The 15,492-nt window shown below is 42.6% G+C and carries 17 protein-coding genes; 11 read left to right on the top strand and 6 right to left on the bottom strand.

Features of this window, described 5'->3' with window-relative positions; genetic code table 11:
* Window positions 1-14: 14 nt before the first annotated feature.
* Window positions 15-449, bottom strand: coding sequence for a hypothetical protein (locus tag B0O44_RS05965; protein WP_110828134.1), 435 nt, complete (start codon window positions 447-449; stop codon window positions 15-17).
* A gap of 102 nt (window positions 450-551) precedes the next feature.
* Window positions 552-1,484 (bottom strand): GDP-L-fucose synthase, encoded by a 933-nt coding sequence (gene fcl, locus B0O44_RS05960; RefSeq protein ID WP_110828132.1) that lies wholly within the window; start codon window positions 1,482-1,484, stop codon window positions 552-554.
* A gap of 109 nt (window positions 1,485-1,593) precedes the next feature.
* Between fcl and trmB the strand changes: the two genes are divergently transcribed.
* From trmB to B0O44_RS05940, 4 genes are read left to right on the top strand one after another with little or no spacing between them, the layout of a single operon-like run.
* Window positions 1,594-2,244, top strand: a complete 651-nt coding sequence (gene trmB / locus B0O44_RS05955; RefSeq protein ID WP_110828130.1) for a tRNA (guanosine(46)-N7)-methyltransferase TrmB — start codon at window positions 1,594-1,596, stop codon at window positions 2,242-2,244.
* Window positions 2,244-2,570, top strand: coding sequence for an MGMT family protein (locus tag B0O44_RS05950; RefSeq protein ID WP_110828128.1), 327 nt, complete (start codon window positions 2,244-2,246; stop codon window positions 2,568-2,570). The genes trmB and B0O44_RS05950 overlap by 1 nt, the downstream gene beginning before the upstream one ends.
* Before the next feature lie 23 nt (window positions 2,571-2,593).
* A complete protein-coding gene (locus B0O44_RS05945) occupies window positions 2,594-2,935 on the top strand; it encodes a carboxymuconolactone decarboxylase family protein (protein WP_110828126.1) in 342 nt (113 codons plus the stop codon).
* A 2-nt stretch (window positions 2,936-2,937) separates the two neighbouring features.
* Window positions 2,938-3,498: a DNA-3-methyladenine glycosylase I gene (locus tag B0O44_RS05940; RefSeq protein WP_110828123.1), complete on the top strand. Its 561-nt coding sequence runs from the start codon at window positions 2,938-2,940 to the stop codon at window positions 3,496-3,498.
* Between the two features lies 1 nt (window position 3,499).
* Here B0O44_RS05940 and B0O44_RS05935 read toward each other — a convergent pair whose 3' ends face one another.
* Window positions 3,500-4,192, bottom strand: coding sequence for a hypothetical protein (locus tag B0O44_RS05935; protein WP_245943604.1), 693 nt, complete (start codon window positions 4,190-4,192; stop codon window positions 3,500-3,502).
* A 221-nt stretch (window positions 4,193-4,413) separates the two neighbouring features.
* Here B0O44_RS05935 and polA point away from each other — a divergent pair, with 221 nt between their 5' ends.
* A complete protein-coding gene (polA, locus tag B0O44_RS05930) occupies window positions 4,414-7,230 on the top strand; it encodes a DNA polymerase I (RefSeq protein WP_110828119.1) in 2,817 nt (938 codons plus the stop codon).
* A 65-nt stretch (window positions 7,231-7,295) separates the two neighbouring features.
* Complete coding sequence (locus B0O44_RS05925) at window positions 7,296-7,658, top strand: hypothetical protein (RefSeq protein ID WP_110828117.1); 363 nt, start codon at window positions 7,296-7,298, stop codon at window positions 7,656-7,658.
* 72 nt (window positions 7,659-7,730) lie between these two features.
* Here the strand turns inward: B0O44_RS05925 and B0O44_RS05920 are convergent, their stop codons facing one another.
* The 3 genes from B0O44_RS05920 to namA all read right to left on the bottom strand — a co-directional run bounded on the left by B0O44_RS05920 (window position 7,731) and on the right by namA (window position 9,875).
* Complete coding sequence (locus B0O44_RS05920) at window positions 7,731-8,408, bottom strand: metal-dependent hydrolase (protein ID WP_110828115.1); 678 nt, start codon at window positions 8,406-8,408, stop codon at window positions 7,731-7,733.
* A 14-nt stretch (window positions 8,409-8,422) separates the two neighbouring features.
* Complete coding sequence (locus tag B0O44_RS05915) at window positions 8,423-8,728, bottom strand: YbaB/EbfC family nucleoid-associated protein (protein ID WP_110828113.1); 306 nt, start codon at window positions 8,726-8,728, stop codon at window positions 8,423-8,425.
* 70 nt (window positions 8,729-8,798) lie between these two features.
* Entirely contained in the window at window positions 8,799-9,875 is a 1,077-nt protein-coding gene (gene namA, locus B0O44_RS05910) for an NADPH dehydrogenase NamA (RefSeq protein WP_110828110.1), read from the bottom strand.
* Between the two features lie 549 nt (window positions 9,876-10,424).
* Here namA and B0O44_RS05905 point away from each other — a divergent pair.
* From B0O44_RS05905 to B0O44_RS05885, 5 genes are read left to right on the top strand one after another with little or no spacing between them, the layout of a single operon-like run.
* Complete coding sequence (locus B0O44_RS05905) at window positions 10,425-11,126, top strand: GNAT family N-acetyltransferase (RefSeq protein ID WP_110828108.1); 702 nt, start codon at window positions 10,425-10,427, stop codon at window positions 11,124-11,126.
* 58 nt (window positions 11,127-11,184) lie between these two features.
* On the top strand, window positions 11,185-12,378 hold the full coding sequence (argG, locus tag B0O44_RS05900) for an argininosuccinate synthase (RefSeq protein WP_110828105.1): 1,194 nt from the start codon (window positions 11,185-11,187) through the stop codon (window positions 12,376-12,378).
* Window positions 12,368-13,339: an N-acetyl-gamma-glutamyl-phosphate reductase gene (gene argC / locus B0O44_RS05895; protein ID WP_110828102.1), complete on the top strand. Its 972-nt coding sequence runs from the start codon at window positions 12,368-12,370 to the stop codon at window positions 13,337-13,339. Before argG ends, argC begins: the two co-directional genes overlap by 11 nt.
* A gap of 35 nt (window positions 13,340-13,374) precedes the next feature.
* The gene (locus B0O44_RS05890; protein WP_110828100.1) at window positions 13,375-14,508 is read left to right on the top strand and encodes an aspartate aminotransferase family protein; all 1,134 of its coding nucleotides are present in this window, start codon (window positions 13,375-13,377) and stop codon (window positions 14,506-14,508) included.
* Window positions 14,505-15,470: a Rossmann-fold NAD(P)-binding domain-containing protein gene (locus B0O44_RS05885; protein ID WP_110828098.1), complete on the top strand. Its 966-nt coding sequence runs from the start codon at window positions 14,505-14,507 to the stop codon at window positions 15,468-15,470. The genes B0O44_RS05890 and B0O44_RS05885 overlap by 4 nt, the downstream gene beginning before the upstream one ends.
* Window positions 15,471-15,492: the final 22 nt, after the last annotated feature.

Genomic DNA, 15,492 nt, shown 5'->3' with positions numbered 1-15,492 from the left:
TTGCGTTTAGATAATTAAGGCTGTAGTTTAAGGCCTTCTATTCCTGTAACAGCAGCCTCTTCTTCTTTACCACGTTTTTTCTTTTTTTTCTTATCGTTCACACCATTCATCCGGTCATCCAGAATTTTTTCAAATTCGGTAAGTTGCTCTCCTTTTAGAATTTTTCTGATGTTGGCATTGGTTTCGTTTTGAAAACGGTCAAACTTAGAAATATCTTCTTCTTTGAAAGTGCCGGCCTGGCGTCTTTTAACCAGATCTGTTTGTTCCTTAGCCAGATCATAAGTGTAGTTGTAGATAACACCTCTTTGGGTAGGGTTCAGTTTAAGCCTTTTGTCGTATTCTTCCATGATCTTGGCTGTAATTTCCTGGGCAGTCGGAGGTTTAGGCTGAGCTTTGGTTAAGGCGCTTGCTGCAAAAAGCAACATCAATAAGGCAATATATTTTTTCATGATATTTTAATAAACACTGGAATCAAAGAATCTTTTGTTGTGCAAGTTAAAGATAATCACGATGTCCCGCAATACCTGTTCAAAATGCAAAAATTAAAGCAATTAATCCGGCTGTTTACTTAGAAAATCCTGGTAAGCCAGACCGATCCCTTCCTCCAGTTCTATGGTATGTTTCCAGCCAAGCTTGTGCAATTTGGAAACGTCCATTAATTTTCTTGGAGTGCCATCTGGTTTGGTGCTGTCGAAACTCAATTTACCTTCATAGCCAACACTGTTTTTGATCAAAATAGCGAGGTCTTTGATGCTCAGGTCCTTTCCGGTGCCAATGTTGATGAGGTGATTTTCATTATAATGTTCCATTAAAAAATAGCAGGCATCTGCCAGGTCATCAGCGAACAAAAATTCCCGTAAAGGTTGACCTGAACCCCAAACTACAACTTCTGAAGCTTTGCTTATTTTTGCCTCATGGAACCTGCGGATCAGCGCAGGGAGTACATGCGAGTTTTGTGGGTGGTAATTGTCATTATAGCCGTATAAATTGGTTGGCATGACGGAGATGAAATTACAACCGTACTGGGCCCTGTAGGCATCGCACATTTTAATACCGGCAATTTTTGCAATGGCATAGGGTTCATTGGTTTCTTCCAGCAAACCTGTAAGAAGGTATTCTTCCTTCAGGGGCTGTGGGGCTAACTTCGGGTAAATACAACTGGAACCCAGGAACATTAACTTTTTGACCCCGTTTTTCCATGACTCATGGATCACATTGTTCTGAATAGCAAGGTTTTCGTAAAGAAAGTCTGCCCTGTAGGTGTTGTTGGCAATAATTCCGCCCACTTTGGCCGCAGCGAGAAATACATACTCCGGTTTTTCCTTTTCAAAGAAATCACTTACTGCCTGTTGATTGCGGAGGTCCAGCTGGGCAGATGTCCGGGTCAAAAGATTATTAAAACCTTCTTTTTGTAGTTTTCGGTAAATCGCAGAACCCACCATTCCACGGTGACCGGCAACATATATTTTTGAATGTTTTTCCAATGTATAAAAAGTTGATGCTACAAAAATACGAATTAGAATGCTTCTTAACCATATGATGGATTTAATTGTATTTTTGTGTAAAAATTATTAAAAATTAAGTCGCTTAACAGTGGGTAAAGATAAATTAAGAAAATTTGCGGAGATAGATACCTTTGATAATGTGTACCAGTTAGATGCCGGAAAAACACTGAAAGGAAAATGGGCTGCGGAACACTTTAAAAATGACCATCCGCTTGTGCTGGAACTTGCCTGTGGCAAAGGAGAATATTCTGTTGGGCTGGCAAGGATGTTTCCAGAAAAAAACTTTATTGGTATAGATTTAAAAGGGAACAGGATCTGGCGGGGTGCCCGTACAGGGGTGGACGAAGGTATAAAAAACCTGGCTTTTTTAAGAATCCAGATTGAAGATATTATGGAGTTTTTTGCTGAAAATGAAGTAGACGAAATATGGATTACTTTTCCTGATCCTCAGCCACAGGAAAGTCGTGAGAAGAAAAGGCTTACTTTTCCCGGCTTTTTGAATAAATACAAAGCATTTTTGAAAGCGGGTGGAAAAATCAATCTTAAAACAGATAATGATGGTTTGTACCAGTATACTGCCCAGACGGTGGAGGAGTTGGGATTACCCTGCTTTAAGAAAACAGACGATTTATACCGGTCTGAATTTTATGATGAGGTGTTGGCGATTAAAACACACTATGAAAGAATTTATTTGAAAAAGGATAAAAGCATCAATTATATACAGTTTTCCTTAAGCTAATGGATCAGAATTTTTATGAGCAGGTTTTTGAGTTGGTGAGGCTCATCCCAAAAGGCCGTGTGACCTCTTACGGGGCTATTGCCAAAAGTCTGGGTGCAGGCCGTGCCTCCCGTATGGTTGGCTATGCCATGAGAAATGCAGCGCTTGCCCATCCCCCCATTCCTGCTCATCGGGTGGTCAACAGCAGCGGTTTGCTGACTGGGAAATTTCATTTCAATCCGCCCGAATTGATGGTTGAATTGTTGGAAGCTGAAGGAATTGTGGTAAAAGAAGATAAGGTCCAGCAGTTCAAAAAAGTCTTCTGGGATCCAATGATCGAATTATAATATTTACATACTTCTTTAATGATATGGGAAAACTTGTCGAAGAATTTAATGGCTATCGTTCTAGAATGAACGATAGGATTATGGAAACAGCCAATACGAATATAAAAAGATTTTTTGCTTTAGATACCACCACTTATGCCGAGGGAGCACTGGACGTGAAAACCAAGGAGATGTTGGGTTTGGTGGCTTCTATGGTTTTACGCTGTGACGATTGTATTAAATATCACCTGGAAAAATGCCATGACCAGGGTGTAAATCAAGCAGAAATCAATGAGGTCTTTATGATTGCTAATCTGGTGGGCGGTTCCATTGTAATTCCTCACTACCGCAGGGCTGTTGAATATTGGGATGAATTAAGCAGGTAATTATGGCCAAAGAAATCAGATGTGGCTGGTGTGGTACAGATCCTCTGTACCAGAAGTATCACGACCAGGAATGGGGAAAGCCCGTATATGACGATCAGGTCTTGTTTGAATTTCTGATCCTGGAAGGAGCCCAGGCGGGTTTAAGCTGGATTACGATTTTAAAACGCAGGGAGGCTTACCGCAAAGCCTTTTCAGGATTTGATGTTCAAAAAGTTGCTGCTTTTAAGCAGGAAGATGTAGAGCGCTTGATGAATGACCAGGGGATTATCCGAAACCGGTTGAAGGTGAACGGAGCCATCAGCAATGCGAAACTCTTTATTAAAATACAGGAAGAGTTCGGATCTTTTTCGGACTATATGTGGGGCTTTGTACCGGATAAAAAGCCAATTGAAAATATTGTCCATTCTTTAAAGGATGTGCCGGCCAGAACGGAACTTTCTGATGCGATCAGTAAGGACATGAAAAAACGGGGCTTTAAATTTTTTGGAACAACCATTTGTTATGCCCATATGCAGGCAACGGGGATGGTCAATGATCATTTAATGGATTGTATCAGCCGCTGATTTATTTGTGCATGGCGTTGTAGGCATTTACATAAGCTTTAATGCTCTTTGCGTCAAAGCTTTCCGTTGCATTGATCCTTTCGGCGAGGTCTTCGTCATTGCTTAGTTTTTGCAACAGGATGGCCTTGATCTGACTGGTTTTTGCATCCGATCCACCATCCAAAGGAAGGGCCTGTATAGGGCCAGCTCCGGGTCTTTCTATATAGTAAATTGCTTTGCCACTTCCTTTTCTTGAAGAATTGCCCTGGCGTCTTCCCAAATCAAAAGATAGTCCGCCGCCAACACCCACGCCGCTTCCATAACCTCCTGTTCCCAGGCCCAGGCCAACAGCTGGTCTGACACGGCTTCTTGTTGGTTCGGTGGCCTCTGCTGAAGCGTCCTCACCCATAGAATACAGATTTACCGTACCGAGTTCTTCTGCCTTAAAGAAACGGATTTCCATACGTTTTTTGATCACAACCGGCTTACTGACATAGGTATTGCCGTTCCATAAAAATTCTTTGATGTCTTTGGCTTTATAAGCTGCAACAGACTGGTCATCCAGTCTGATCTGCACCGTTGAAAAATCAGTGCCCTGTATGGTTCCCCGTACAAAATTTCCATCCTCGATGATCACTGCATCCTGGGCGGAAACTGGTCGTATAAAACAGATCAGAAAAAAAAACAGCAGGTATAATTTAACGGACTTCATCATAGTTTTTATAATTAACGCCGGGATACTCTTTTTTGTTGCAGAACAAAAATAAAGAATATAAGATCATTTTTCATGTCTATTGCTAACTTTGTTAGGATTGCTGCCGTGACACATAGCTTGGCAGCTGAATACTAAAACAACATATAAAATAAAACCTGCAATGCGGATCACTTATAGAATAAGTTTTGCAGGCTTTAATGATCATAAAAAACGATAGGCCAATGAAAAAACTTTTTCTCCTTGATGGCATGGCGCTCATCTACAGGGCTCATTTTGCATTAAGTAAAAATCCAAGATTTACTTCAACAGGAATTAATACTTCTGCGGTGATGGGATTTGCCAATACTTTGATGGAAGTTCTTAAAAAAGAAAAACCCAGTCATTTGGCCGTGGTTTTTGATACCGAAGCACCAACAGAGCGCCATACGGATTTTGAAGCCTATAAGGCCCACAGGCAAGCAATGCCGGAAGATCTTTCCGCCGCACTTCCTTATGTGATTAAACTGATAGAAGGTTTTAACATTCCGGTCATCACTAAAGATGGTTATGAAGCAGATGATATCATTGGTACCCTGGCTAAAGAAGGGGAAAAAAGAGGGTTTACCGTATATTGTATGACCCCGGACAAAGACTTTGCCCAATTGGTTTCTGAGAATATTTTTATTTATAAACCGGCCCGTATGGGAAATGAAATGGAGATCTTGGGGGTGCGGGAGGTTTTGGCAAAATGGGAAATTGAGGATGTCCGGCAAGTGATTGATATCCTGGGCCTGTGGGGAGATGCGGTAGATAATATCCCGGGAATTCCTGGTATTGGTGAAAAAACAGCAAAGCAGCTGATCAAACAATATGGCTCTGTCGAGAACATCATTGCCAATGCACATGAACTCAAAGGCAAGCAAAGGGAAAATGTAGAGAATTTTGCGGAACAAGGATTGATTTCAAAGAAACTGGCCACCATTATACTGGATGTTCCGGTGGACTTTGATGAAGACGCCCTGGAAATGGGCGCACCAAACCGGGAGCTTCTGGAACCTCTTTTTGCAGAACTGGAATTCAGGACGCTGGGCAAAAGAGTTTTTGGAGAAGGATTTTCTGTTGGGGCCAGCAGCGCAACCCTGGTTGCTCAGCAAACTGACCTTTTCGGAAATGTGACCGGAGCAAGTTATGCCTCCCAGACTGTTGTTGCTGAACCTGAAATTGAACCTGCCGAGCAAACGACTTTGAAGACCATTGCTGATGTTCCGCATACTTATTTGCTGACCGATACCGCTGAAAAAAGAAAAGCGTTGATTTCAACCCTGCTGTCCCAGGAGAATATTTCCTTTGATACCGAAACAACAGGTACTGATGCTAATCAGGCCGATCTGGTTGGTTTGTCTTTTTGCGTCAAAGCGGGGGAGGCCTATTATATTCCCTTGTCTGCCAATAGAGAAGAGGTGCTGCTGATTCTGGAAGAATTTAAACCGGTATTGGAAAATGAGAAAATTGCCAAAACAGGACAGAATTTAAAATACGATATCCTGGTGATGAAATGGTATGACGTACAGGTAAAAGGAAAATTGTTTGATACCATGCTGGCGCATTACCTGATTGATCCGGATACCAGACATAACATGGATATTCTTTCAGAAAATTATCTGGGTTATCAGCCCATTTCTATTACGGCATTAATTGGCCCTAAAGGTAAAAATCAGGGAACGATGAGGGATGTCCCGGTAGAAAAAGTGGTGGATTACGCCGCTGAGGATGCGGACGTAACCCTGCAGCTGGCCAATGTTTTTGAGCCGATGCTTAAAAAACAGAATGCTTTTGAACTGGCCGCTAATGTCGAAAACCCTTTGGTATATGTTCTGGCAGATATAGAAAAGGAGGGGGTAAGAATTGATATGGACACCCTGCAGAACTATTCTAAAGAACTGGAGCTGGACATCAGAAGGTTCGAACAGAATGTATATGACAAGTGTGGTGTCCAGTTTAACCTGGCTTCTCCCAAACAGCTTGGCGAAGTCCTCTTTGATAAACTGCAGTTGGACCCAAAAGCAAAAAAAACCAAAACCGGTCAATACCAGACCGGAGAAGATGTATTGCTTGCCCTGGCCCACAAAAGTGATGTGGTACAGGATATTCTGGATTTCCGTCAGTTGCAGAAACTAAAATCAACTTATGTGGATGCGCTTCCTTTAATGGTCAATCCTAAAACGGGTAGGGTACATACAAGTTATAACCAGGCTGTTGCTGCGACCGGAAGGTTGAGCTCCAATAACCCCAACCTGCAGAACATTCCTATTCGTACCGAGCGGGGCAGAGAGGTTCGTAAAGCATTTATTGCCAGAGATGATGACCATGTGTTGCTTTCGGCAGATTATTCGCAGATCGAGCTCCGGATCATCGCAGAGATCAGCAAAGAAGAGAACATGCTCGATGCTTTCAACAAAGGCATCGACATTCATACCGCCACCGCAGCAAAGGTTTATGGTGTTGGGATCCAGGAGGTAGATGCTACCCAGCGCAGAAATGCCAAAGCGGTTAATTTTGGAATTATTTACGGGCAGTCGGCATTTGGCCTGTCCCAGAACCTGGGGATTCCCCGCAAGGAAGCCGCACAGATTATTGAGCAGTATTTTGAACAGTACCCGGGTATTAAAAGGTATATGAGTGATACCATGAATTTTGCCAGGGAAAATGGTTTTGTGGAGACCATTTTGGGCCGCAGAAGATACCTGAGAGACATTAACTCCGCAAACCAGACTGTTCGGGGATTTGCCGAACGAAATGCCATTAACGCACCTATTCAGGGCTCTGCCGCCGATATGATTAAGGTGGCGATGATCCGCATCCATAAAGACATACAGGAGCAGGGCTTACAATCAAAAATGACCATGCAGGTGCATGATGAGCTTGTGTTTGATGTATTGAAATCAGAAGTTGCCCAAATGAAGGAAATTATCCGGCACAGAATGAAAACGGCGATCGCGACAACCGTGCCGATTGAGGTTGAAATTGGTGAAGGAAAAAATTGGTTAGAGGCGCATTAAATTTGAAATATTTTTCTTTAACTTACGTTAACCAATTTTGGATTTAAAAAAAAGACTAAAGAAACATGAAAAAAGTATTAAGTTTTGTTGCTGTTGCCTTGTTAGGCTTAAGCACTACATTTGCTCAAACCGCAGTTCCTGCAACTACAGCAGCTAAAAAAACCGCTAAAAAAGTAGAAGCAAAAGCAACTGTTGCCAAAACAGATGCGAAAGCAGCAACCACAGCAGCAAAAGCAGATGTAAAAGCAACAGGCGCTAAAGCGGCAGCAGGAACAAAAGCAGCAGCTAATGGCTTAAAAAAAGACGGAACTCCTGATATGCGTCTGAAAGAAAACAAAGCTAAGGCTGTAGCAGCAGGTCCGGTAAAAAAAGACGGAACTCCTGACATGCGTTATAAAGCAAACAAAAAAGCAGCTAAAAAAAGCTAAGCAAAAAAGGAAAAAAACAAAAAGGCCGTCTTTGAAAAGAGAACGGCCTTTTTGTTTTAAAATGGTGTGCTATTAAAGTTCTATGGTCTCTCCGATCGCCGGAAGAAGGAGGTGCTTGTTTTCTCTTTTAAATTTTGCCTGTGCTTCTTCTGTATCTATTTCAATGACCGGAAAAGTATTGTAATGAACACCAATGACCCTGTCACACTGAATGTATTTGGTCGCCAGAAGGGCGTCATCTGTGTCCATTGTGTAATTTCCTCCTATAGGTAAAATTGCATAGTCGATTTTATGAAGATCAGGCAGGATTTTCATGTCTGCATTTAAAGAAGTATCTCCAGCGAAATAAACCGTTTTTCCTGCAGTTTCCAGTACAAAGCCTGCAGGGTTTCCACCATAACTGCCATCGGGCATTGAGCTGGAATGTGTAGCCCAAACCATGCGCAGATTTCCAAAGTCAAATTTCTTCTTGCCGAAATTCATGGGGTGTATGTTTTTGATGCCCTTTTTTTCTATCCAGTCCACCACTTCAACCATACCAATAACCAGGGCCCCGGTTTGCTGGGCCAGTTCCACAAGATCGGCAATGTGGTCACCATGACCATGACTGATCAGAATGTAGTCGGCCTTGATGGCTTTTGTGTCAATATGACTAGCCAGGGGGTTGTGTTTGATAAATGGATCAAATAAAAATTTTTTTCCTTCTGCTTCCAGTAAAAAGCAGGATTGCCCATAATAGGTGTATTTCATGATTTGCTAATTTTTTAATTGCCAAACATTCCACCCAAACCACCCAGCATGCCTTGGGTTGCTGCCTGCATTTCGGCTGCACTAACCTGATCTGCCTGACTTAAAGCCTTGTTTATGGCTGTCAACATCAGTTCCTCCAGTTCCTCTCGGTCAGCTTGTTTAAAGAATTCTTCCTGAATTTCAACCGCCGTGATGGCCTTGTTGGCCGTGGCTGTAATTTTTATGGCGCCCCCTTCCACTTCTCCGTAAACAGAGATGGTATCCAGTCTTTTTTTGATCTCACCCGCCATTTGCTGTGCGGCCATTAGTTTATCGAACATAGTGTTTGTGTTTTTATAAATTAAAAACGAAAATAAAGGATTTTAGTTTAAATATTTTTGCAGACGCTCATCAGGATCTTTTTCTGGGTTTTGCCCGCTCGTATTGTAAGGGCCATTTAACCTCCTGATCTAGGGTCGCTGCGGCCCTCAAAGGGAAGTAGGGGTCTCTTAAAAGTTCTCTTGCCATTACAATCAGGTCGGCTTTTCCCTGCTGTAAAATTTCTTCTGCCTGCCTGGCTTCGGTAATGAGCCCAACTGCAGCGGTTAAAATGCCCGTTTCCTTTCGGATCTGTTCCGCAAAAGGAACCTGATAGCCCGCTGCGACAGGAATTTGTTGCTGAGCAGATAAGCCACCGCTGGAACAGTCAATGACATCAACGCCCTTGTTTTTTAAAATAGAGGAAAGTTTGACAGATTCTTCCCCTGTCCATCCGCCTTCGGCCCAGTCTGTTGCAGAAATGCGTACAAATAATGGGTTTTCCTTTGGCCAAACCTGTTGTACGGTTTCAAGAATTTCCAGCATAAAGCGGATTCTGTTTTCAAAACTGCCACCGTATTGATCCGTCCTTTGGTTGCTTAAAGGCGAAAAGAACTCATGGATCAGGTAACCATGTGCGGCGTGAATTTCCAATACTTTGTATCCGGCATCAATAGCCCGGATCACCGCAGCTTTGAAATCTGCCCTTATTTTCTTTAAACCCTCTATTTCCAGGGCAGTGGGCGTATCCTGGCTGGGCTGAAAAGCAATGGGGCTTGGGGCCAGACTGTCCCAGCCACCTGCGGCCTTACTGATTTTTTCGCCACCTTCCCAGGGCGCCGTACTGCTGGCTTTTCTTCCTGCGTGTGCCAGCTGGATACCCGCTATGGAGCCGTTTGCATGGATAAAACCGGTAATTCTTTTTAAAACTGAAATATGTTCATCTTTCCAGATGCCCAGGTCACCCGGACTAATTCTACCTTCCGGGGAAACAGCTGTAGCCTCCTGAATGACCAGTGCAGCCCCACCGATAGCCCTGCTGCCCAGATGGACCAGGTGCCAGTCATTTGCAAAACCGTCTTTTGCGGAATATTGACACATCGGTGAAACAACAATTCTGTTTTTAAGCCGGATATTCTTGAGTTGAAGCGGTGAAAATAATAATGACATAACCTGTTTTTTATGTAAAGCTAACAACTGCGACCTAAATTTGTTACAGCTTTTGTAAACTGAAATTCATTTTAACGGAAAGCCTGTTTTGTGGTATTTAAATTGATAGATTCCGGAGCTATGTGGATGTTTTTAAACCTTTTACCGAAGAACCTGAAAATACACATGATTTAAAGGTTAAAAAAACGACTTTGCAAAGTTTGGGGGTAAAAGTTTTTTTGAGGCTAAAAATCATGTATAAAATGTAAAAAAATGAAAAACTTATTGCACAACTCAATATTTATTTAAACCTTTGCGCCTCAAGTAATTTAAAGCGGAAATATCAACAGAAAATGATCAGAACAAATCTCCATAAACTTTCCATCCTAGAAGCAAAAAATATTGCTTCCAGAAGTCTGTTTATTGAACGTTTGCGACCCATATTTTCGGTGACTACAAACCGGCAAAATTATACACCCCGTATTTGAGTGATCTCTTTACTCAATCATAGAGGATTGCCTCTCAAAAAACAATTAATCAGAATTTTTATCTTTTTTCGTTAACCTATTAATGAATATAAACGATTTTATAGTGCAGGTTGCACTTCCTGAACATCGTGTCTTTGCAGAAGAAATCTGTGAGGAAATGGCAGAATCTGCTAAAGCCCGTGGTACGGGTATAGCAAAGCGTTCTCCGGATTATGTTGCAGGAAAAATATCGGACGGGAAATCGGTGATCGCTTTTCATAAAGACGGATCATGGGCTGGTTTCTGTTATATCGAAACCTGGAGCCATGGACAGTTTGTGGCCAATTCAGGTCTTATTGTTAGTCCCAAATATCGAAAAGCAGGACTGGCAAATGCCATAAAGCACAAAATTTTTGAACTCTCCAGACAGAAATACCCCAAGGCCAAGATATTCGGACTAACGACGGGACTCGCGGTGATGAAAATCAATTCTGACCTGGGATATGAGCCCGTAACATATTCTGAACTCACCCAGGACGAAGAGTTCTGGAAAGGTTGCCAGAGTTGTGTGAATTTCGAGATTTTAACAATGAAGGAGCGTAAGAACTGTATGTGTACGGCTATGCTTTATGATCCTGAAACAAAAAAACATGATGTGGCCAAAAAATTTGCTGAAGAGTTACAGAAAAAGCCAAAGCTGTATGAACGCTTTATGCGGATCAAACAACGCCTGGTCTTGAAACCAAAGCAACCCAATAAAGGGCTGAAATCCTTATTAATGTTAATTCCAATTTTATTTAAATAGCTTTTACATCCGATGATTTTTGTGAAAACAGAATCATTACCAAAAACAATAAAGACTCATGAAGAAGAAAGTAGTTTTAGCTTTTAGCGGAGGTTTAGATACTTCATTTTGCTGTATTTATTTAGCGCAGGACCGAGGTTTGGAAGTGCACTCGGTGATTGTAAATACAGGTGGTTTTTCTGAAAACGAATTGCAGGAAATTGAAAAACGGGCTTATGCTTTAGGTGTGGCTTCCCATGCAGTAGTGGATGAAACGACTAATTATTATGAAGGGTGTATTAAATACCTTGTTTTTGGAAATGTGCTGAAAAATGCAACCTATCCGCTTTCAGTAAGTGCGGAGCGCGTAAGTCAGGCAACAGCAATTGCAAACTATGTGAAAAAAATCGGAGCAGATTATGTTGCCCATGGAAGTACCGGGGCAGGAAATGACCAGGTCCGTTTTGATATGATCTTTAACATTATTATTCCAAATGTGGAAATCATTACGCCGATCAGGGACCTGAAGTTATCCCGTGAGGCGGAAATTGAATATTTACAGAAACACGGTGTGGAGTACAGTGCCGAGAAAGCCAGATACTCCATCAATAAGGGCCTTTGGGGAACTTCTGTAGGAGGAAAAGAGACTTTAACTTCTCACGAGACTTTACCGGAAGAAGCCTGGCCTACCCCGGTCTCAGAAAGCAAATCCCGTAAACTGGAGTTGACTTTTGAAAAAGGTGAACTCGTTGCCCTGGATGGACAACAGCTGGCACCGGTCGCTGCGATTCAAAAACTGCAGGCCATTGCACAGCCTTATGGCATTGGAAGGGATATTCACGTTGGTGATACCATTATCGGGATTAAGGGGCGTGTTGGCTTTGAGGCTGCCGCACCGGTCCTGATCATCAAAGCCCATCATACACTGGAAAAACATACATTAACCAAATGGCAGTTGTCCTGGAAAGAGCAGTTATCTTCGTTTTATGGCAATTGGTTGCATGAAGGACAATTTCATGACCCAATTATGCGCAATATAGAGGCTTTTTTAACGGATACCCAAAAAACCGTTAGCGGGAAAGTGTTCGTAGAATTATTGCCTTATCGTTTCCAGATTATAGGAATTGAATCTGCACATGACCTGATGAGCAATAAATTTGGCAGCTACGGAGAAATGAACAATGCCTGGTCAGGTGAGGATGTAAAAGGGTTTTCCAAAATTTTTGGTAATCAGGTTATGATCTGGCATAAAGTGAACGACCATGAAAATTAAAGCGGGAATAGTAGGAGGGGCAGGTTATACCGGAGGAGAAATGCTCCGCATCCTGATCAACCACCCCGCTGTAGACATTTCATTTGTGCTGAGCAACAGCAATGCCGGAAACCTGGTGTCTGACGTGCATACAGATCTTTTAGGAGATACAGACCTGCGTTTCTCGGCGGAATTGTCGCAGGATATTGATGTCTTGTTCTTATGTGTTGGCCATGGAGATGCGAAGAAGTTTCTCCTTGCCAATGAAATTAATCCAACTATTAAGATTATTGACCTGAGCCAGGATTTCAGGTTAAAAGAACATGCTGGTACAGCCTGGGTTTATGGTTTGCCTGAACTGAACCGAGAAAAGATCAGAAAAGCAAAGTATATAGCCAATCCGGGATGCTTTGCCACTTGCATTCAACTGGCCTTATTGCCCCTGGCTGCTAAAGGCCTGCTCAAAGGAGAAGTTCATATCAATGCAACGACAGGCTCAACCGGTGCCGGACAAAGCTTGGCCACGACTTCCCATTTTAGCTGGAGAAACAATAATCTTTCGGTATATAAGGCTTTTGAGCACCAGCACCTGAATGAGATTGGAGAAAGTTTGCGACAGTTGGATGGAGCCTTTAACAGCAGCTTGAATTTTATCCCGCAACGGGGTGATTTTACCAGGGGTATTCTGGCGGCCATTTATACGGACTGCGATTTGCCTGCTGAAGAAATTGAGCAGCTTTATGAAGACTATTATGCCGGGCATGCCTTTACGCACGTCAGCAAAAAAAACATTGACCTTAAACAGGTGGTCAATACCAATAAAGCCCTGGTGCATGTTGAAAAGCACGGGAACAAAATTTTTATAGTGAGTATAATTGATAATTTGCTGAAAGGCGCAAGCGGACAGGCTGTACAGAATATGAACCTGCTGTTTGGCCTGGAAGAACGGCAAGGCCTGGCATTAAAAGCAGCAGCATTTTAAAAGATCAATTATTTTACCCATTAAAGCATATAAAAATGAATTTATTTGACGTTTACCCCCTCAATGATATAGAAATTATAAAAGCTTCCGGAAGTACTGTCTGGGATGCTAACGGACAGGAATACCTGGACTTATATGGCGGTCATGCCGTGATATCCATTGGCCATACCCACCCTCATTATGTTAAAAGGTTAACAGACCAGTTGAATAAAGTTGGTTTTTACTCCAATTCAGTTAAAATTCCTTTGCAGGTTGCCCTGGCTGAAAAACTTGGACAGGTTTCCGGGAAACCGGACTATCAGTTGTTTTTGTGCAATTCAGGCGCAGAAGCAAATGAAAATGCCCTGAAGCTCGCTTCTTTTTACAATGGCAGGAAAAAAGTTATTGCTTTTAAAGGCGCTTTTCATGGAAGGACTTCTCTGGCTGTCTCGGCGACAGATAACCCTAAAATTGTGGCCCCGGTTAACCAAACGGACAATATTGTTTTTTTGCCCCACAATGATGTCAAAGCATTGGAGCAAGCCTTTTTGGAGTTTGGAGATCAGGTCTCCGCTGTTATTATTGAAGGAATACAAGGTGTTGGAGGGATACAGGAGGCATCAGTAGCATTCCTTCAAAAAATCCGTGCACTTTGTGATACCTACAATGCAGTTTATATTGCCGATAGTGTTCAATGCGGTTATGGCAGAACAGGGTTGTTCTATTCCCACGACTTTGCAGGTGTAAATGCCGATGTTTATACCATGGCAAAAGGAATGGGAAATGGCTTTCCGGTAGCCGGAATATCGATTGCCCCTAAATTTAAACCTTGGCACGGTATGCTGGGAACAACTTTTGGTGGAAACCATTTGGCTTGTGCCGCAGCCCTGGCCGTTTTGGAAATTATAGAACAGGACAACCTGTTGCAGAATGCGGAGGTGGTTGGAACTTACCTGATTGAAGAATTGAAAAAGATAGAAGGGATTAATGAAGTACGTGGCCGTGGACTGATGATTGGTATTGATCTTCCCGCGGATAAAGCATATGTAAAAAAAGACCTGTTGTTTAAACAGCATATTTTTACCGGAGAGGCGAAACCGAATGTCATCAGGCTTTTACCGGCACTGAGTTTAAGCAAAGCCCAGGCAGATCAATTTTTAGCTAATTTTAAAACCGTTTTAAAAGGATGAAGCAATTCACTTCGGTAAATGATGTCCAGGACATCGGGCAGCTTGTAGAGGCTGCTTTAAAATTAAAAAACAATCCTTATGCAGATCAGCATCTGGGAAAAAACAAAACCCTGGGACTGGTATTCCTTAATCCAAGTCTCCGCACCAGGTTAAGTACGCAAAAAGCTGCAATTAACCTGGGAATGAGTGTGATGGTGATGAACATGGATAAAGAAGGTTGGGCACTGGAAACACAGGATGGCGTAGTGATGAATGGCTCAACAGTGGAGCACATCCGCGAAGCAGCGGCAGTGATGGGACAATACTGCGATGTACTGGGCCTGAGGTCTTTTCCTAAGCTGACCAACCGTGATGAGGATTATAACGAAGATTTTTTCAATAAATTCGTAAAATACTGTGGGGTACCGGTTGTCAGTCTTGAAAGTGCTACACGTCACCCGCTGCAAAGTCTTGCAGATCTGATTACCATCCGGGAAACCTGGCATGGGGCAGCTAAACCTAAAGTAGTGCTGGCCTGGGCGCCCCATGTAAAGGCTTTACCCCAGGCGGTGCCCAACTCTTTCTCGGAATGGATGTGTAAAGCACAACAGGAAGGAATGCTCGATTTCACCATCGTACATCCCGAAGGATATGAGCTGAGCGAGGATTTTACCCCTGGGGCAGAGATTAGTCATAGTCTGGAACAGGCACTTAAGGGAGCAGATTACATTTATGTAAAAAACTGGTCAAGCTTTAAAGAGTATGGAAAAGTCCTTACTTATCCCGATGGCTGGATGATGAACAATGAAAAACTTAAACTGAGCAATAATGCAAAAGTAATGCACTGTTTGCCAGTGAGAAGAGACCTTGAGCTTTCTTCAGAAATTCTGGATGGGCCCAACTCCCTGGTGATTCATGAAGCGGGTAACCGGTTGTGGGCGGCCCAGGCCGTTTTGAAAGCGTTGCTGCAAAGTTTAACTTAGGGGAATTTTAAAAAAGACCATT

The organism is Pedobacter nutrimenti (assembly GCF_003208655.1).
GTDB lineage: Bacteria > Bacteroidota > Bacteroidia > Sphingobacteriales > Sphingobacteriaceae > Pedobacter > Pedobacter nutrimenti.
The sequence above is the reverse complement of the archived record's forward strand: the minus strand, read 5'-3'. Positions and strand labels throughout refer to the sequence as shown.